Source organism: Devosia pacifica, assembly GCF_014652635.1.
Classification (GTDB): Bacteria; Pseudomonadota; Alphaproteobacteria; order Rhizobiales; family Devosiaceae; genus Devosia; species Devosia pacifica.
Window position 1 is genome coordinate 828348 of sequence record NZ_BMZE01000002.1, and the last position, 17315, is coordinate 845662.

Sequence of the window (17315 nt, forward strand, 5' to 3'; positions counted from 1 at the left end):
TCTTAGACGCCGGATCTGCCTATGGCCAGTACGCCCTTAGGAGGTTTCCGCCAGATAGCGCCGCACCGTCATGCGTGAAGTGACTGCAGTCAGCGCCGCAATCACCAGAACCACTGCACAAATGCCGATCAGCCCATCGACGCCGATAACGAATTGTCCGAAGAAAACGCCGACCTGAGCACTCGCTTCGCTCGGCAGGACCACGCCCGCTGTCAGCCCGATCAGCACGAAAAAGGCGATCGCCGCCACGCCGCCAATGATGCCGCCGCGCAGCCCGATAGCAAGAAAGCGCCCTTGGAACTCTCCCGCAATGAAGCGATTGGAGGCGCCGATAAAATGCAGAACGTCAACGATCTCCCGGTTCGACGCCATGGTGCCGCGCGTGGCGAATATGATCGCCAGCACCGTCGCGACAGCGATCAATGCCAGAACCAGAAGGCCCGACACGACAATGGTCCCGGCCATGCTGTTCAATTGCTGCTGCCAGGCCGCGTGTGTGTCGAGGGTCGCGCCGTTAATGGCCTGAAGGTTCTGTGCCAGCCCCTCTATGTCTGCGGCGGCCGGATCGGCAAGCCGCACGACGACCAGGCGGGGAATATCGATGGCTGTGAGATCGATACCGGCACCAAGCCAGGGCTCCAGCAATTGCTCGCTTTCGGCAATGGTGAGCGCCCTTGCGGAGGCAACGCCGGGAGTCGATTCCGCCAAAGAGATCGCGGTGCGAAGATTGCTCTCCATCACCTCGCCTTCCATTGGGCGGATCTGGATGGTGACTTCGCGCCCGACATCGGCGGACCAGGCCAGCGCCGATTTCTGGACGAGTACAACACCGCCAAGCGTCACCGCCGACAAGAAGGTCATGATGGCGATGAGCAGTAGCAGTGTGTGGCCCGCAACGGACCGCTCGGGAACGATCGGCGCCTTGCCGGGTCGCATGGGCAGGCGATCGAGAACACGCGCGATTGGGTTACTCATGAATCTGCAACTCGCCCTTGTTCAGAACCATGCGTGGATAGGAAAACCGATCCAGCAAAGGCAATTCATGGGTGGCCAGGATGATGGTCATGCCCAGCGTGCGGTTGAGTTCGGCGAACAGGTGCACGAGGCGGGAGGACAGCTCCGGGTCGACATTGCCGGTCGGTTCGTCCGCCAAGAGAACCTTCGGCCGCCCGATGACCGCGCGTGCTATGGCGGCGCGCTGCTTTTCTCCGCCGGAGAGAACTGACGGTAGCGCGTTCATGCGCTCGCCAAGTCCCACCCATTCCAGGAGCTCGGTGACATTGGAGCGATAGTCGCCTTCCGCCTGGCCAAGAACGCGCAGCGGCAAAGCGACATTCTCGTATGTCGTCATGTGATCGAGCAGCCGGAACTCCTGGAAGACGATGCCGATGTGCCGGCGCATCTGCAGCAGCCGGTCCTGATCGAGATTTGCCACGTCCTCGTTGAACATGGTGACCCGGCCGCGCGTCGGCTTCAGCGACAGCAGAAGCAGCCGAAGTAGCGACGTCTTGCCGGCACCAGACGGGCCCGTCAAAAAATGAAAGCTGCCCGGCTGAATTTCAAAACTGATGTCGCGCAGGATTTCGGGACCGTTGCCGTAGCGTAATCCGACATCGGAGAATTCTATCACGCGCGGCGCTCCAGGGTTCGTCGGCGAATCAGTCGAGTGTACATCATAGCAGCAGGTAAGCCCGCTTGCGGCGCGATGACGCGTTTGGGTGTGGATTGCGACACAATTGTGGTGTCTGCCAACATCATTCTCGCGTGAGGAGATTTTAACCCCGCAGCGGATAGGGTTCGTCAACTTGCCCACCTGAATCGGCAGCGATGATCATAACCTGTCCGCATTGCGGCACCCGCTACAATGTCAGCTACGAGGCGATCGGGGAGACCGGGCGCAAGGTGCTGTGCGCCAACTGTCAGCGCGACTGGCGTCAACTCGGCGTGGCGGAAGACGTCGAGCCCGCATCAGACGAGAGCGACGAGATCGTTGATGCCGAAACCGAGGCAGCGCTTGATGACGCGCTCACGGCGAACGATCCCAAGTCACTGACAGAAAAGGTTTCCGTCGGTTCGGCAGTGGAGCCGAAGACACCTTCGGGAAAGCCATCGAGCACAAGCGGCTTGGGCGTAGAACATGCCGCTGTCGCCGCCAAGCAACTGCGCGATTACACGCGGCGGCGGCGGCGGTTGGGACGCACCCTGCCCCTCGCGCGTTTCAGTCGCGTCGCACGATGGAGCATCGCGGGTCTTTTGGCCCTCATAGTCGTTGGCGGCTATATTGCCCGCCAGCCTGTCGTCGAGCGGTATCCGAGCCTTGATGGACTTTACGGTTTCTTCGGCCTCGACGTGAACATTCTCGGCCTCGATTTTGCCGATGTCACCACCATTCGGGGCTTGCGCGATGGGCGCGAAATGCTCACCGTCAAGGCGAGAATCGTCGGGTTGCGGGAAACGCCGGTGATTGTGCCCACCGTCGTGATTGCCCTTCTCGATAGCGATGGCGCGGCGATCTACCAGTGGAGCGTGACACCGTCGACGCGCAGCCTGATGGTAGGCGAGGGGGCGCAGATCGAAAGTCAGCTCGCCTTGCCACCGGAAGAGGCGAGTAGCGTACGCTTGAGTTTTGCCAATGCCCGGCCGGTCTCGCAGCCGGATGCCGCGGCGGGTGAAAATGGAGGACCCAACTGATGGCGAAGATATTGGTCGCTGAAGATGACGATTCGGTGCGCGCATTCGTCAACAGTGCGTTGCTGATGAAGGGGCACGAGGTGGTGCTCGCGGAAGATGGTGGCCTTGCGGTCGAACTGATTGACGAACACGAGGGCCAGTTCGATCTGCTGCTGTCGGACATCAAGATGCCGATCATGGACGGGATAGCGCTCGCGCTCGAGGTGGGTGCGCGCTATCCCGAGGTTACTATTGTGCTGATGACGGGGTTTGCGGATCAGCGTGAACGTGCGCACGGGCTCGACGCGTTGATCTACGATGTCATCACCAAGCCGTTTTCCCTGGCCGATCTTGTCGCCAAGGTCGATGATGCCCTGGCAGGCAATCCGGTCGAGGTTCTCAGTCTCTCGCAACGCGCGGGCAGCGGGCTCTGAGCAGCGCCTGCGCCGCCTCAGCGCATCGGGCCATGCATGGTCTCGATGTGGTCTGCAACCAGATCCTGCAGTTCCCACAAATGCGTGTCGTGCAGTCCCATCTGCTCGAGGTGTGAGACGGTCTCGTAAAGATACTCCGCCATCGAGCCGCGCGTGCCGCTGGCCGTTGCGAGAACTTCTGCCACTCGATGCGGTGTCAGGCCGCTGACATATCGGCCCGAGTTGCGGTCGATGCAGAAGGTCAGGGCGGTCTTGTTGCCTTCCTCTGTCGCAACGTTCACCCAGCGTGGTGGGAATGCCGATGGCTTGAAGGCCATCTCCCGCTCGAAAAGACTGAAAATATTGCTTTCGATGTCGTTCGGCGGCAGGCGATACAGCACGCCCTTGCAGGCTCCACCGCGGTCGAGAGCCAGCATTAGGCCGGGGTTGTCTTCGCTGCCGCGCCACCTGGTGTTCCACCCGAGGCAGAACGCCCGGTGCCAGCCGCGCAGCAGCCCGGTGCGCATTTCCACAAAGTCGCACGCGGGCTTCCAGATCAGCGAGCCGTAGGCGAAGAACCATATTTCGTCGGGGGCCGGCGCGGTCTGCTTGAGCCGCGACCATGTTTCGGCATGGTCCTTCTCAGTCGATCGCTCCATGCCCTCCATGCTTTCCGGCATCTCTTCCGAGACGGATTCCGGCTGTACCAGCGCAACGTGCCGGTCGGTGAGGCGCAGGGGACGTGAGGTTCGGGCCATTCGTCGTTTTCTCTTACACCCCTCCCGCACCAGAGTGACCACCGTGGCGCCTGCCGGTCAAGCGCACCGGCTCGACGGGTTTGCCGGTAAGGGCACTCTTCCAGCGCGCAGCCTGAACGATGACATTCTCGGGCGCAGTGCCGCCATAGGAAGTACGCGCTGCAACGGAGTGCTCGACAGTGACCACCTTGTGGATGCGGCTGTCGAGGCGGTCATCGACGGCCTTCAGATCCTCGATTGTCAGTCCCTCGAGACCGCAGCCCTTGGCCTCTGCAGCGGCGACGATACGGCCGGTGATATGGTGCGCGTCCCGGAACGGGATGTCTGCCTCGCGAACGAGCCAATCAGCGATGTCCGTCGCGGTCGAGAAGCCGGCGCCGGCGGCGGCGCGCATACGCTCGCGGTCGACGCTGAGATCGCTCACCATGCCGGTCATCGCGGCCAGCGACAGCGAGAAGGCATCGAGGGCGTCGAACGCGACTTCCTTGTCTTCCTGCATGTCCTTGGAATAGGCGAGCGGTAGACCCTTCATCACCACCAGCAAAGAGTTCAGCGCACCCATGATCCGGCCGATCTTGGCGCGGATCAGTTCGGCAGCATCCGGGTTGCGCTTTTGCGGCATGATCGAGGAGCCGGTGGTGAACTTGTCGGACAGTTTGATGAAGCCGAATTGCGCCGAACTCCAGATCACCAACTCTTCCGAGAACCGCGACAAATGCATCGCGCAGATCGATGCCGCTGCAAGCGTTTCAAGAATGAAGTCCCGGTCGGATACGGCGTCGAGAGAGTTCGCCGTCGGGCGCTCGAAGCCTAGTGCCTTGGCGGTCATGTCGCGATCGATAGGGTAGGGGGTGCCGGCAAGTGCCGCGGAGCCCAGGGGCGATTCATTTAGCCGCTTGCGCGCATCGGTCAGGCGCCCGGCGTCGCGCCCGAGCATTTCGACATAGGCGAGCAGGTGGTGACCGAACGTTACCGGCTGGGCGCTTTGCAGGTGCGTGAATCCGGGCATCACCGTCTGCGCCTCGGATTCGGCGCGCTCGACGAGGGCGAGCTGCAGCGTTGCAATCTGCGCCACGAGCGTGTCGATGCAATCCCGCACGTAAAGCTTGAAATCCGTCGCGACCTGATCGTTACGCGAGCGGGCGGTATGAAGCCGTCCGGCAGCATCGCCGATCTTCTCGCGCAGCCGCGATTCGACGTTCATGTGAATGTCCTCGAGCGCGCGCGAGAACGTGAACGTGCCGCCCTCGATTTCAGCCAACACCTCGTTTAGACCGCCTAGGATCGCATCGCGATCGGCCTGCGTCAGAATGCCGACTTCGGCAAGCATGGTGGCATGCGCTATCGACCCGGAAATGTCCTGGCGGTACAGACGTTGGTCGAAACCGATGGAGGCGTTGATCTCCTCCATGATGGCGTCGGGACCGGAAGAAAACCGGCCGCCCCACATGCGATTGCTCATACTGGGTTCCTGGAGTTGACTGTGTCTGAATCCAAAGCGCCGCCCCCGGAGAGGTCACCGATGCTTCGACTGGCGTTGACGCTAGGCGTCGCGATTGTTGCGGTTGGTATAACCAGCTGGATTTTCCTTAGCAATGCCGACCCGGTGGCGCGTGAGTGTCCGTTGCAGATCGAGCGGGCCGAGGCCATCGACAGCGCCGCGACGGGCGAGCTTGCCGCCCTCAATGGCACGGGCGAGGGGCGCGGCTATCGCAGCATGACGTTCAAGAAGCCGGACGGTAGCGATACCAGCATTTCAGCCTTTTCCGGCAAGAGGCTACTCGTCAATTTCTGGGCCAGCTGGTGCGTGCCGTGTCGCGAGGAAATGCCCGAACTCGACGAGATTGCCGAAAAGTACAATTCCGAGAGTTTCATGGTCCTGCCGATCAACCTCGATATTGGCGAGAGTGGCCGCGAAAAGGGTCAGGCGTTCATCGCCGAGGGTGGCTGGAGCAACTTGCCGTTTTACGCTGACAACACCTATGAGGCGTTCGAGCGCCTCAAGACCGAGGCGGTCGCGGTGGGGCTCCCGGCAACGCTTGTCCTGGATGAAGGCGGTTGCGAGCTGGCGGTGCTGCAAGGCCCGGCGAAGTGGGCCCATGCCGATGGCGAGGCAGTCATCGAGGCTGTGCTGGCGCAGTAAGCCCCGCGTCCGCTCAAGCAAAGGTTCAGGCGGTACGGTCGACCTTGAGGCCCTGGCCGGCTGGCGCGGGAGCCTGCGCAGCAGTGCTTTGCGTAAGCATGTTGACCAGTTCCATTTCCATCTCGTGCGACTTTTTCAGGATTGCCACCTGCGCGCTGTTTTGTGTTGCGGCCATGTTGGCCGCGAGCACTGTCGAGACGAGTCGGGTATCCATCGCGCCATTCCTTTCGAATGTCGCTACGCTAAGCGCTTGAAGTGACCAAAGAGTTTAGCCGGCGGTGAGGATTTCAAGCGAAGGCTAGCGGCCGCCCAGCAGCTTCACCTCGCGGCGCTTCAGAACGGGGGCCAGTGCGAGGCCCGCAGCAAATCCGCCGAGATGCGCCCACCAGGCAACAGCTTCATCTGCTGCTACAATCAGATAGAAGAGCTGCGTTGCAAGCCAGAACCCGAGCATCCAGAACGCCGGTACGCTCGGCAGAGGGATCGGAATGACGATGCGCGCCAGAACGAACACGCGCGCGTGCGGGTAGAGCAGCGCATAGGCGCCCATGACTCCGGCCACGGCGCCGGAGGCGCCAATAAGCGGGCCGTTTCCCTCGAAATTGAACGCAAGGTGAGCAAGGGCGGCAATGACAGTGGTCAGCGCGTAGAAGACGAGGAAGCGCACATGGCCCAAGGCGTCCTCTGCGTTGTCTGCGAAAATCCACAAGAACAGCATGTTCGAGGCCAAATGCCAGATATCGGCGTGGAGGAACGCATAGGTGAACAGCGTCGCTTCGCTCGGCAGCCATTCCAGCGGCTCCGGGTAGAGATCGCGCACCACAATCGGGATCATGCCGAATTCGATGGTCGCCCGGTCGAACTGTGCCGTTGTCATCTGCGTGTGAAACACGAAGATCAGGACATTGATCGCGATCAACCCATAAGTAACGTACGGCAATCCGACATGCCGGATCGGGTTGGTGTCGTGCAGCGGTATGAACATCGGCACTTCCCTTATCGCGGCAGTCCTGCCGACGCCGCCACAGGCAGTGGCGCTATGACTTCTTGGCGTTCCCGAAGCGTCCGGGCTGCCACAACACGTCCGACTCACCGTTGGCGTTGGCAACCCGGCCAAGTACGAACATCAGATCAGAAAGGCGATTGAGATAGGTCAGTGCAGCAGCATTGATGTCCTGCTCGACCGACGCCAGTTCAGCAGCCAGCCGTTCCGCGCGCCGCACTACGACGCGCGCCAGATGGATGCGCGTGGCCAGTTCAGTGCCGCCTGGCAGCACGAAGCTGTTGAGCGGTTCAAGATCGGCGTTGAGGTGGTCGATCTGTTCCTCGAGCCAGTCTGTCTGGGGAGGCGTCATCCTTAAAGAGGGATACTCCTCGCCCTCATCCGGGCCCGGCGTTGCAAGATCGGAGCCGAGGTCGAACAAATCGTTCTGAATGCGCTCTAGCAATCTGTCGATGCGCGGCATGCCGAGACATGAAAGGCGCGCCTGACCGATGAAGGCATTGGCTTCTTCCACTGTGCCATATGCCTCTACGCGCAGGTCGAATTTCGGCCGGCGCGGGCCGCGGACGAGACCCGTAGTGCCACTATCGCCGGTGCGGGTATAGATCTTGTTGAGCTTGATCACTGCCCGCCGCCCCCGAACAGGAAAAGCGCGCCGAGCAATAGAACGATCGCCACTGCCTGTCCGATGACCCGCAGCCGCATGAGCTTCTGGCTGGTATTGCCGGGGCCGCCCTTGAGCATGTTCCACAGGCCGAGCAGCAGCACGCCGACGACGAACGCCATCACCAGCGCGATGAGTATGTTGAATGCGGTTTCCATGAATGTCCTGTTCCGGCATTGTTGCCGCGTTGGCGAACCAATGCACGTATTACGCACGGCGGTGCCCGATAGCTCACTCGTCGGCCGGGCGCCAACATAAATGGCACGATTTGCGCCGTCGGTGAACCTGCACGATACGTTCAGGCAAAGCCCAACATTGCACGAATCTCTGCGGCACTGACGCCCTCGGACCGTAGCTGCCGCAGGCTCTTTGCACCCTCCGATTTCGAAAGTTTGCGCTCGTCCTGCCCGTTTATAAGCGCGTGATGGCAGTATACGGGGGAAGGCAGCCCGAGGAGGGCCTGTAAGAGTCGATGCAGGTCCGTCGCAGCATAAAGATCCATGCCGCGGGTGACATGAGAGATCTGCTGGTAGGCATCGTCGACCACGACCGAGAGGTGATAGCTTGTCGGCGTATCCTTGCGCACGATCACTGCATCGCCCCAGGCCGCCGGCTTTGCTTGACGCGAGCTTTCCGCAAGCGTTTCTGGGGCCAACTCCTTGACCGCAAGGGCTCCGGCGTCCGCCTCGGCCTGGCCCATATCGAGGCGCCACTGGACCGGCTGGCCCTGGTCAAGCCGCCGCTCGCGCTCTTCACCAGACAGTGTGCGGCATGTGCCTGGATAACGTGGTGCGCCATCCGGGTCCGTTGCGGTTGCGCGTTGCGCGATCTCTTTTCGCGTGCAAAAGCATGGATAGATGAGCTCGCGCGCAAGCAGGCGCGCAAATGCTGCATGATAAGCAGGAAAGTGGTCGGACTGGCGCAGTAAAGGTTCTCGCCAGCTAAGTCCCAGCCAGTTCAAGTCCTCGCTGAGCGCAGCGTAGAAATCGGGTTTACAGCGGGCAAGGTCGATGTCTTCGATCCGCAACAGCGCCTCTCCGCCAAGCCGGTGTGCCATGCTCCATGTGAACAGAGCCGAATAGGCATGGCCAAGGTGCAGATAACCATTGGGGCTGGGCGCAAAGCGCAAGCGAATAGGAGGAGGCATTGGCTAAAATCCGTTGCCGTGGCCTAGCATGAGCCGGCCCGGTCCGACAACGCGGCTCGATAGCGTCGAGGCCATCCGCGAGCATCTTGACGCGCTGGCGCAACGCGATCCACGCCTTGAACGCGTCATCGCCATGGCGGGGGAGGTCGCGCCACGCATGACACCGCCGGGCTTTGCCGGCATGGCCAAGGTCATCTGCGGCCAGCAGCTTTCGGTCGCAAGTGCACGGGCGATCTGGGCCAGATTCGAAGCGGTCGAAGGGGCTCTCGACCCGCATAGCTTTCTCGAACTCGATGATGCGGTCTTGCGCGCTACCGGCTTTTCGGCGGGCAAGATCCGCACTGTTCGCGCGATCGCCGAGGCCGTACGCGCAAGGAAGCTGGATTTTGACGAGATCGAGCGCCTGTCGGCCGACGAGGCCGTGGCGCGCCTGACCGAGCACAAGGGTATCGGCCCGTGGACGGCGGAAATCTACCTGATGTTTTGCGCAGGGCACCCGGATGTCTTTCCGGCCGGGGACCTCGCGTTGCAGAAGGCGGTTGCGCATGGGCTCGGGCTTGACGCACGTCCCGGCATTTCGCATCTGATCGAGATCGCAAAGCCTTGGTCGCCGCATCGTGCGGCGGCGGCGCTGCTGTTCTGGCGCTATTTCGCGGTGCTGCGAGACCGGGAAGGACTTGTATTGTGACAACGACGCTCTCAGGGCCGATGGTGCCGCCAAAGTCTGGAACCGCCCGGCAGGCCGTGGTGCTGTTGCATGGCTATGGGGCAGATGGCCAGGATCTGCTGGGATTGGCTCCGGCCCTGCAGCCGGCGATGCCGGATGCGCTGTTCGTTGCGCCGAATGCGCCGCAGCAATGCGATCAGTTGTCGGCAGGCTATCAGTGGTTCCCGATCAGCTTTGAGGGTGACCGTCTGTCGCGGCGCCAGAAGGGTGTGCTTGAAGCGCGGCCGGTTCTTGAAGGTTTTCTCGAGGCGCTTTGGGCGCAGACCGGGCTGAATGCTTCGCAGACCGTGTTGATCGGGTTCAGCCAGGGCGCGATGATGGCGCTTCATGTCGGCATGGCGCTGGACAAGCCGCCGCGCGCGATTATCGGATTTTCCGGAGCTTTCCTGCCGCCAGCGGGATTTGGCGAGGCAAGGACAGACTATCCGCCCGTCTGCCTTGTTCATGGCGACAGCGACAGCGTTGTTGACCCGGCTCTCAGTGCCGAGGCCAAGGACGCGCTGGAGGCCGCGGGCGTGGCCGTGCACTACCACGTGAGCCCCGGCGCGGGGCACGGAATAGCCCCGGATGGCCTGGAATCCGCGCTCGATTTCCTCTCCGGTCTGCAGCCTGCTTAAACATTTCTTTATACTTGCGTTTAGCCGCTTCACAGGCGTGTCACAAACGGCTTAGTATAAAGGGGCTATGGACTTCACCGATTCCCAGTTCGGGAGACTCTTGTGACAATCCATGTGTCGCCAGAGGCCTGTCCCGCCCTCGTGCTGAACGCGGATTTTCGCCCGCTCAGCTATTACCCTCTCTCGTTGTGGTCGTGGCAGGATGCGATCAAGGCTGTGTGCCTCGATCGGGTCAACATCGTCTCGCAGTACGACACGTCCATCCACAGCCCCAGCTTCGAGATGCGGCTGCCGAGCGTCGTGTCGCTCAAGGAATATGTGCGGCCCGCTAAGCATCCAGCTTTCACGCGCTTCAACGTTTTCCTGCGTGATCGTTTCCAGTGCCAATATTGCGGATCACGCGATGATCTGACGTTCGACCACGTTATTCCGCGCTCAAAGGGTGGCCGCACCACGTGGGAAAACGTCGTCGCGGCGTGCGCGCCATGCAATCTGCGCAAGGCCAACCGCCTGCCTGCGGAAATTGACATGCATCCGCGCCAGACTCCGTATCATCCGACAGTGTTCGACCTGCACAATAATGGCCGAGCGTTCCCGCCCAACCATCTGCACCAGAGCTGGCTCGACTTTCTCTATTGGGATATCGAACTCGAACCCTGAGGTCGTTCTCAGCGCCGCCAATCGATGATCGCCGCTGCGGCCACCAGAATCGTCACTGCAGCCGACGCCAGCACGTTGTAGCCGGCAAGCGAGAGGCCGAGGAAACGAAACTGCACCTGATCGCAGGGGACGACGCGTGCCGAGTTGAGGTCACCCAAGGCGTCGAAGGAAATCGCTTCGCCAACGCCTGTGCAACTCGTCGGGCCAGGCCACCAGCCCCACTCGACGCCGGCATGGTAGCCGCCAAGCCAGGTTCCATAGGCGAAGATCGCGGCCACGAGGGCAAGGGCGAGCGTTCTGACCGGCTGCGGCGCCCGAGGCCAAAGCAGCAGCGCGACGCCGAGGAGCGGCAAACCCCAATAGTACGGCAGGCGCTGCTCATAGCACAGTTCGCATGGCTCGAGCCCGCCGATATATTGCGAGGCGAGGGCGCCGAGAATGGCCGCGAGCCCGATAAGAAATGCAATGGCAGCAAGCTGCCGCGCACGAAGAGTGGTCATGTCGCCTGCCCATCGTTATAGACGCGCGAAGGCATAGCCTTACAGAGACGGCTTTGCCAGACAGTCCCGCGCTTTTGATGTTGAACAAGCCGTTCGATCAAAGCCTTGGCGTTGTCTGGCGCGTGCAGCTTGTCCTCATGCACGAAAAACGCGAAGACATCCTTGCCCGCGCTCGTCCACTCTTCGATCTGGCTCGCCCAATTGTCGAGATCGGCCGGCTCGTAGCCTTTGGCGACATCGCGCGCCGGGCCCTGAAGTCGGCAGTAGACGAAGTCTGCGGTGACGTCACGCCGTGGCATCTGGATTGTGTCGGGAATGACCTGCGCCACATTATGTTGCGCCAACAGCTCACGGAAGGCGCCGCAGTCAAAGCTTTCGTGGCGGGCTTCCATGGCATGCCGGATTGGCCCGATAGAACTGGTGTCGATCTGCGGGGCATCTTCGTCGCCAGACGCCATCCCGGCCAGTTCGAGATACTCTTCGATCGACGTCGGCAGGAGCGCCAGAAAGTCTTCGAGGCGCGCAGGGTCGAATTTCATGTTTGGCGGTAATTGCCAGATGAACGGACCGAGTTTTTCTCCGAGGACAAGCGGGCCGGATGCAAAGAACCTGGCAAGGGGCTCTTTGCAGTCCTTGAGGCGTTTGATGTGGGTTACGGCCTGCGGCCCCTTGATCGAGAACACAAAACCATCACGGGCCTGTCGCCCCCAGTTCGCAAAGCTTGTCCGCTTCTGCGTGGCGCGAAAGGTTGCGTTGATCTCGATGATGCCGAGTTGCTCGCTGGCGTAGGAAAGCTCGTTCTTCTGAACAAGCCCTTCAGGATAAAAATGCCCACGCCAAGGCGCATAAACCCATCCTGCGATGCCGATCCTTGCAGTGCCTCTGGCCACCTTCGCCTCTTCCATAGCCCGTTTCTGACTTTATCATTGCCGGCGCATGCGATGGCTGGCAAGCCGCCGATGCGTTGATGATTGACCTTGTTGTCGTTTCAGGCTAGTGCGGCACATCTACCGACGGCTGCGGGCGTGGCGGAACTGGTAGACGCGCCGGACTCAAAATCCGGTTCCGCAAGGAGTGTCGGTTCGATTCCGACCGCCCGCACCACTTTCCCACAACTCTGCTTTTGCCTCCCCCGGAGGCACCGTTTTCAGCGCGCGCTCCCGGCTGCCATGTGTCATGAGGGAACGCACGTCGCTGCGACATGTTGTTGTGAATGACTGTCGACCGGGTCTGAGCTTCTGCCGCACGTTTTAGGCAGTTCGCCTTCCTCTTTCATTGGCACCAATCGGTGAGCGCGAACTTGACAGCCGTATAGGCGGTTGCGGCTTCGGGGATCGCCGTCTCTCCAAGGCAAGAATACATGCAGAACGAGACCGAGAACCGGCTGACGCCAGCTTCGGAAATGCAGGATCTGAACGAGGGCGAAAAGCGGGCGGTCGACCATCAGAGCCGGCCAAGCGCGGCCCTTATCCACGAAACCATTCGCTCGGAGGGCGAGAAGGAGCTGAAGCGCGGCCTCTATGCGCTTCTGGTCTCGGGATTCGCCGCCGGTTTGTCGATCGGCTTCTCCGTGGTGGTTCCGGCAATTTTGATGGTCGCGCTGCCCGATACGTCCTGGGAGCACCTGCTGACGTCCCTCGGCTACACAATCGGATTTCTCATCGTCGTTCAGGGGCGTCAGCAGTTATTCACGGAGAATACGCTGACGCCAATTCTGCCGCTGCTGCGGGCTTGGGATCGGGAGCATCTGTTCGGTGTGCTGCGGCTTTGGGGGGCCGTGCTGCTATCGAACATCGCTGCAACATGGATCTTTTCGGCAGTGCTTGCCTATACCCCGATCTTTGACGCCGACATCACGGCTGCCATCGCGCAGTTCTCACAATCGACAATGGCGTCGGACTTCTGGCCGATGTTTCTCAAGGCCGTGTTTGCAGGCTGGCTCATTGCGCTCATGGTTTGGCTCATGCCGGCCTCGGGCGATGCCAAGCCCTTAATTATCATCATCGTCACTTATGTCGTTGCGCTGGCTCACCTGTCGCACATCATTGCCGGTTCAGTGGAGGCGTCGTTTCTGGTGCACACAGGTGATGCCACGCTCTCCGACTATGTGCTGAGGTTTTTCGTGCCGACCCTTCTTGGCAACACCGTGGGCGGGGTGGCGCTGGTTGCCTGTCTCAATGCCGGGCAGGTGGCGCGTGAACTCAATGAGGCGCCGCGATAGCCGTTTGCGTCGCTGGCTAGCCCGCCGACCTGCTCTGACGCGATCCGACGATACGCTCGACGACGTTGGCAAGTGGTTCCGGCCGGTGCATGAGGAATCCCTGGCCAAGGGACACGCCAAGGCCTCTTAAAGTTGCAAGTGTGTCTTCGTCCTCGATGCGTTCCGCGATCAGATCGTAGCCGAAGACCGACGCGATCTGGCACATCGAGCGTACGACTTCCTGATCAAGACGACTGGATGTGACCTGGCCGGTAAACGACCCATCTATCTTGATTGCATCCACCGGAAACTGGCGGAGGTAGGAAAAGGAGCTCAGTCCCGCTCCGAAATCATCGAGTGCAACCTTGTAGCCTTGGCGTCTTGCCCGGTTCAGGAAACTCTGCGCGGTGTCTATCGTGGTGACCGCCGCGGTCTCGGTGATCTCGAAGACAATGTTGTTGGGCGAAACGTCGGCCCCGTCGCGTACCTGCTCGACAAAGTCCCACAGGCCCGGGTCGCTTAACGTCTGGCCGGACAGGTTGAAGGCAAGGGTAACGCGGCCAAGCCGAGCGCCGAACTGTTGCAGCGCCGATTGGAAGACCCAGCGATCAAGCGCGGCTGCGACACCGAAGCGCTCCGCCGCCGGGATGAATTCGCCTGGCGGGATGAATCTCCCATCGCGCGAGACCAGGCGCGCCAGTACCTCGATCCGGTCTGCCGGCGCGAATGGGGCGTCGAGAGACCGTATCTCCTGGCCATAGAGTTTCAGCCGGTCCTCCGAGCGCGCATCGGCGATATCGGCGGCAAGGTGCGCGGCTGTCATGCCCGACCACAGGTGATGCTCGTTCTGGAAGATCGCCCACTGGTTGCGGCCAGCGCGCTTGGCCCGATAACAGGCATCATCCGCCTGAGCCAACGCCTCTGAAACACTTATCTTGCTGGAGCGGATCTCGGAAATGCCGATACTGGCGCCGAGTTCGGTCTTGTAGCTGGCGTTGCGCCCGACCCCGCGAATCAGGGCGATGATCTGTTCTGCGATCTGCGCGGGTGAGTCTTCGCGCAAACACAGGATGATGGTGAATTCGTCGCCACCAAGCCGCGCGATCGTCGCATCCGCCAGAAGCTGCCGGAGTTCGCTGGCAATCTGCTTCAGCGTCCAGTCGCCCATCGCGTGGCCGGCGGAATCATTGATCGCTTTGAAATAGTCGAGATCGAGATAGAGCAGCGCAATCGGTTGCTGTTCCGCATTGGCGATGCGGTGCTCCAGCGAGGCTTGGAATGCTGTGCGATTGTAAAGTCCTGTCAGCGCGTCGTGCTGCGCCGCCCAGGCCAGTTGCTTCTCGCGTTCCCTCTCCTCGGTGATATCGCGAATGGTCCCGGTCAGGCGGCCGGATGTGCCGGGAACCGGCACCAGCCGTGCCAGGGTTTCCACGTGCCGCACGGCTCCATCCGCCCTGATGATCCGGTACTGGATCTGGCGTGGCTCGTTTCCCGTCTCCTCATGCGCACGTTCGGCCTCAAGCTTGTCGTCCGGATGCAGGAAATCGTGCCAGTCTTTGATGTTGAGGTCAGGATCATTGGGCTGAAGCCCGAAGATCCCTTTCGTTCGGTCATCCCAGTAACTTTGCTTACTGTCGCGATCGAACTGCCAGATGCCGATATCGCTTGCATCGAGCGCGAGGCTGAACCGTTCGTTGACTTCGGTAAGGTCCGCTTCAGCCCGCTTCTGAGCGCTGATATCGGTCTGCACGCCAACAACGCGCAGCGGCTTTCCCGCGCGGTCCCATTCGATGATACCGCCGCGATCGAGCACCCAGATCCAATGACCGTCTTTGTGCCGAAGACGCAATTCGGTTTCGATATCTCGGGCGCCGCCCACGATGTGACGGTCTCCACTGGCGATGGCGCGATCGCGGTCATCCGGATGTGTGAGATTTATCCATAGATCGCTATCCTCGGTGAGTTCTCCGGGTTTGTAGCCGAGCATTTCGAACCAGCTGTCCGAGTAGCGGCAATCGCCGGTTTGCACGTTCCAATCCCAGACACCAAGCCGTGCGCGTCTGATAGCGTGCACCCACAGGTTTTCTCGATTCTCGTGTGCAGTATTTTGGCTGGCCATGCTGCTATCCGATGGGAGAATTCACCCATACGATACCCGTGAGGAGAGAACACGCGGTTAAGTTCCCTTGCGGAACGTGGCCAGACGCAAGTAAAAAAGTCCCTAGGAGCGGCCCAGCGCCTTCTGTTCAGCACGAATGCGCACAAACAGGATGATGGCGTTGAGAACTGAAAAGGCCAGGGCAAACCAGACTAGTCCCAATGCCAGCGGAAGCACTGCAATCTCGCCGATGACCACCACATAATTTGGGTGTGGCAGGAAACGATAGGGCCCTTTGCTTACCAAAGTCTCGTCAGGCACAACTATGATCCGGGTCGTCCAGCGCGGGCCGAGGGTCAAGAGAACCCAGACGCGCATCACCTGCAGGACCGCGAAGATGGCGAGCCATCCCAACTGCACGTCATGATCCCAGGCCAGCAGCCAAAGTCCCGCAAGCCACGCACCATGGAGCAGCACGATAAACGGGTAGTGGCTGCTGCCGTGTTCCACGGCACCGCGTTCGAGAAGACGCTTGGTGTTTCGTCTGGCCAGGAAGAGTTCCGCCAGCCGCTCCAGCGTCACGAACAGCAGCAGGAGGACCGCGCCGGTCACGCGGAGGCCCTGAGCGTGAGGCAACTGGCAGTAAAGCCCGGGCCCATGGCGGTCAGCACGGATCGGGGCGGTAACCGGAGACGGCGAAGTCGGTCGAGAACGAAGAGCACTGTCGGCGCCGACATGTTTCCGTAATCGCGCAGGACGTCGCGTTCGGCGCCGAGTGCGCCCTGCTCGAGATCGAGAGCATGTTCTATCGCCTGCATCACCTTGGTGCCGCCTGGATGGCAGATAAATCTGTCGACGTCGGCGCGAGAAAGATCATTCTTAGCCAGGATGGCATCAACCGCCGGGCGCAGCTCCGCTTCTGCAAACGGGGGAATCGATCGGTCGAAAATGACGCCGAAGCCTTGAGGGTCGACGCTCCAGCCCATGATATCGAGGGTGTCAGGCCAAGTGTGCTGTCCGCTGGCTTCAACCTCGGCAAACCCCTCTTCGCCGCATGTCAGCACACAGGCGGCCGCCCCATCACCGAACAGCGCCGTCGCGACAATGTTCGCCTTGGTCAACTCGTCGAGCCGGAATGCCAGCGTGCACAATTCGACCGCAACCACCAGCACCTTAGTGCCGGGTCGCGCCTCAGCAAGTTGCGATGCGATCGCCAACCCGGAAACTCCGCCTGCGCACCCAAGTCCGAAGACCGGGACGCGCAGAATATCACTGCGAAAGCCAAGCTGGCTTGCGGCTCGCGCCTCGAGCGAAGGCGTTGCAATGCCCGTGGAGGAGATCGTGACCACCGTATCAATCTCCTGGGCTGACAGCCCAATTTCGTCCAACGCCTTTCTTGCCACCTTGACGAACAGTTCAGTCGCCGCCTCCAGATAGGCCGCGGTGCGATCCGGCCAGCTGCGCGGCTCAACAAACCATTCGATAGGGCGCACGGCATGGCGCTGATGGATGCCGGCGCTTTCGAAGACACGGCTCATCCGCTCAAAATCGCGAAATCTCGGTCCGAATATTTCGCCTGCCGTTTGCGCCACCTCGCTTTGTTGCAGCACATAAGGGGGCACGGCGGTGGCCGTGGACAGTAGCGAAGAACGTGCTGGCAACTGGAACACTTTCGGGCTGTGTGAGGCAGAAATCTGGTTACGGCCGAACTGCCC

Annotated in this window: 21 protein-coding genes and 1 tRNA gene; 8 read left to right on the forward strand and 14 right to left on the reverse strand. The window is 61.1% G+C overall.

What is annotated here, in order from left to right; genetic code table 11:
* Positions 1-36: 36 nt before the first annotated feature.
* Together IE127_RS11135 and ftsE are read right to left on the reverse strand one after the other, a co-directional pair.
* Complete coding sequence (locus IE127_RS11135; RefSeq protein ID WP_244640123.1) at positions 37-975, reverse strand: cell division protein FtsX; 939 nt, start codon at positions 973-975, stop codon at positions 37-39.
* On the reverse strand, positions 968-1630 hold the full coding sequence (ftsE, locus tag IE127_RS11140; RefSeq protein WP_189425740.1) for a cell division ATP-binding protein FtsE: 663 nt from the start codon (positions 1628-1630) through the stop codon (positions 968-970). Before ftsE ends, IE127_RS11135 begins: the two co-directional genes overlap by 8 nt.
* A 197-nt stretch (positions 1631-1827) precedes the next feature.
* Here ftsE and IE127_RS11145 point away from each other — a divergent pair, with 197 nt between their 5' ends.
* Complete coding sequence (locus IE127_RS11145) at positions 1828-2691, forward strand: zinc-ribbon domain-containing protein (protein ID WP_189425741.1); 864 nt, start codon at positions 1828-1830, stop codon at positions 2689-2691.
* The gene (locus IE127_RS11150) at positions 2691-3104 is read left to right on the forward strand and encodes a response regulator (RefSeq protein ID WP_189425742.1); all 414 of its coding nucleotides are present in this window, start codon (positions 2691-2693) and stop codon (positions 3102-3104) included. The genes IE127_RS11145 and IE127_RS11150 overlap by 1 nt, the downstream gene beginning before the upstream one ends.
* Positions 3105-3121: 17 nt before the next feature.
* On the opposite strand, the gene IE127_RS11155 is transcribed toward IE127_RS11150, so the two are convergent.
* The gene (locus tag IE127_RS11155) at positions 3122-3841 is read right to left on the reverse strand and encodes a gamma-glutamylcyclotransferase (protein ID WP_189425743.1); all 720 of its coding nucleotides are present in this window, start codon (positions 3839-3841) and stop codon (positions 3122-3124) included.
* Positions 3842-3854: 13 nt separating this feature from the next.
* A complete protein-coding gene (argH, locus tag IE127_RS11160; protein WP_189425744.1) occupies positions 3855-5303 on the reverse strand; it encodes an argininosuccinate lyase in 1449 nt (482 codons plus the stop codon).
* Positions 5304-5363: 60 nt separating this feature from the next.
* On the opposite strand from argH, the gene IE127_RS11165 reads away from it, so the two are divergent.
* Complete coding sequence (locus tag IE127_RS11165) at positions 5364-5984, forward strand: TlpA family protein disulfide reductase (protein ID WP_189425745.1); 621 nt, start codon at positions 5364-5366, stop codon at positions 5982-5984.
* 25 nt (positions 5985-6009) lie between these two features.
* Here the strand turns inward: IE127_RS11165 and IE127_RS11170 are convergent, their stop codons facing one another.
* The 5 genes from IE127_RS11170 to gluQRS all read right to left on the reverse strand — a co-directional run bounded on the left by IE127_RS11170 (position 6010) and on the right by gluQRS (position 8798).
* Positions 6010-6198 (reverse strand): hypothetical protein, encoded by a 189-nt coding sequence (locus IE127_RS11170; protein WP_189425746.1) that lies wholly within the window; start codon positions 6196-6198, stop codon positions 6010-6012.
* An 84-nt stretch (positions 6199-6282) separates the two neighbouring features.
* Entirely contained in the window at positions 6283-6969 is a 687-nt protein-coding gene (locus IE127_RS11175; protein WP_189425747.1) for a rhomboid family intramembrane serine protease, read from the reverse strand.
* 52 nt (positions 6970-7021) lie between these two features.
* Positions 7022-7612, reverse strand: coding sequence for a cob(I)yrinic acid a,c-diamide adenosyltransferase (locus tag IE127_RS11180; protein ID WP_189425748.1), 591 nt, complete (start codon positions 7610-7612; stop codon positions 7022-7024).
* On the reverse strand, positions 7609-7809 hold the full coding sequence (locus IE127_RS11185) for a twin transmembrane helix small protein (protein ID WP_189425749.1): 201 nt from the start codon (positions 7807-7809) through the stop codon (positions 7609-7611). The genes IE127_RS11180 and IE127_RS11185 overlap by 4 nt, the downstream gene beginning before the upstream one ends.
* A gap of 140 nt (positions 7810-7949) precedes the next feature.
* Positions 7950-8798, reverse strand: coding sequence for a tRNA glutamyl-Q(34) synthetase GluQRS (gene gluQRS / locus IE127_RS11190; protein ID WP_189425750.1), 849 nt, complete (start codon positions 8796-8798; stop codon positions 7950-7952).
* A 28-nt stretch (positions 8799-8826) separates the two neighbouring features.
* Here gluQRS and IE127_RS11195 point away from each other — a divergent pair, with 28 nt between their 5' ends.
* The 3 genes from IE127_RS11195 (at position 8827) to IE127_RS11205 (ending at position 10802) form a co-directional block, all read left to right on the forward strand.
* Entirely contained in the window at positions 8827-9486 is a 660-nt protein-coding gene (locus IE127_RS11195) for a DNA-3-methyladenine glycosylase family protein (RefSeq protein WP_189425751.1), read from the forward strand.
* Positions 9483-10142, forward strand: coding sequence for an alpha/beta hydrolase (locus IE127_RS11200; protein WP_244640125.1), 660 nt, complete (start codon positions 9483-9485; stop codon positions 10140-10142). The genes IE127_RS11195 and IE127_RS11200 overlap by 4 nt, the downstream gene beginning before the upstream one ends.
* A 102-nt stretch (positions 10143-10244) precedes the next feature.
* A complete protein-coding gene (locus tag IE127_RS11205; protein ID WP_189425752.1) occupies positions 10245-10802 on the forward strand; it encodes an HNH endonuclease in 558 nt (185 codons plus the stop codon).
* An 8-nt stretch (positions 10803-10810) separates the two neighbouring features.
* On the opposite strand, the gene IE127_RS11210 is transcribed toward IE127_RS11205, so the two are convergent.
* Positions 10811-11302 (reverse strand): disulfide bond formation protein B, encoded by a 492-nt coding sequence (locus IE127_RS11210; RefSeq protein WP_189425753.1) that lies wholly within the window; start codon positions 11300-11302, stop codon positions 10811-10813.
* Complete coding sequence (locus IE127_RS11215) at positions 11299-12192, reverse strand: DUF72 domain-containing protein (protein ID WP_244640127.1); 894 nt, start codon at positions 12190-12192, stop codon at positions 11299-11301. Before IE127_RS11215 ends, IE127_RS11210 begins: the two co-directional genes overlap by 4 nt.
* A 129-nt stretch (positions 12193-12321) precedes the next feature.
* On the opposite strand from IE127_RS11215, the gene IE127_RS11220 reads away from it, so the two are divergent.
* Both IE127_RS11220 and IE127_RS11225 read left to right on the forward strand, forming a co-directional pair.
* Positions 12322-12406: transfer RNA gene (locus IE127_RS11220), tRNA-Leu, on the forward strand.
* A gap of 256 nt (positions 12407-12662) precedes the next feature.
* A complete protein-coding gene (locus IE127_RS11225; RefSeq protein WP_189425755.1) occupies positions 12663-13523 on the forward strand; it encodes a formate/nitrite transporter family protein in 861 nt (286 codons plus the stop codon).
* Positions 13524-13539: 16 nt separating this feature from the next.
* Here the strand turns inward: IE127_RS11225 and IE127_RS11230 are convergent, their stop codons facing one another.
* The 3 genes from IE127_RS11230 to IE127_RS11240 form a co-directional block, all read right to left on the reverse strand.
* Entirely contained in the window at positions 13540-15621 is a 2082-nt protein-coding gene (locus tag IE127_RS11230) for an EAL domain-containing protein (RefSeq protein WP_189425756.1), read from the reverse strand.
* A gap of 102 nt (positions 15622-15723) precedes the next feature.
* The gene (locus tag IE127_RS11235; protein ID WP_189425757.1) at positions 15724-16212 is read right to left on the reverse strand and encodes an isoprenylcysteine carboxyl methyltransferase family protein; all 489 of its coding nucleotides are present in this window, start codon (positions 16210-16212) and stop codon (positions 15724-15726) included.
* Positions 16209-17261 carry a type III polyketide synthase gene (locus tag IE127_RS11240; RefSeq protein ID WP_244640129.1) on the reverse strand — a complete coding sequence of 351 codons (1053 nt, stop codon included), beginning with the start codon at positions 17259-17261 and terminating at the stop codon, positions 16209-16211. The genes IE127_RS11235 and IE127_RS11240 overlap by 4 nt, the downstream gene beginning before the upstream one ends.
* Between the last annotated feature and the right edge of the window lie 54 nt (positions 17262-17315).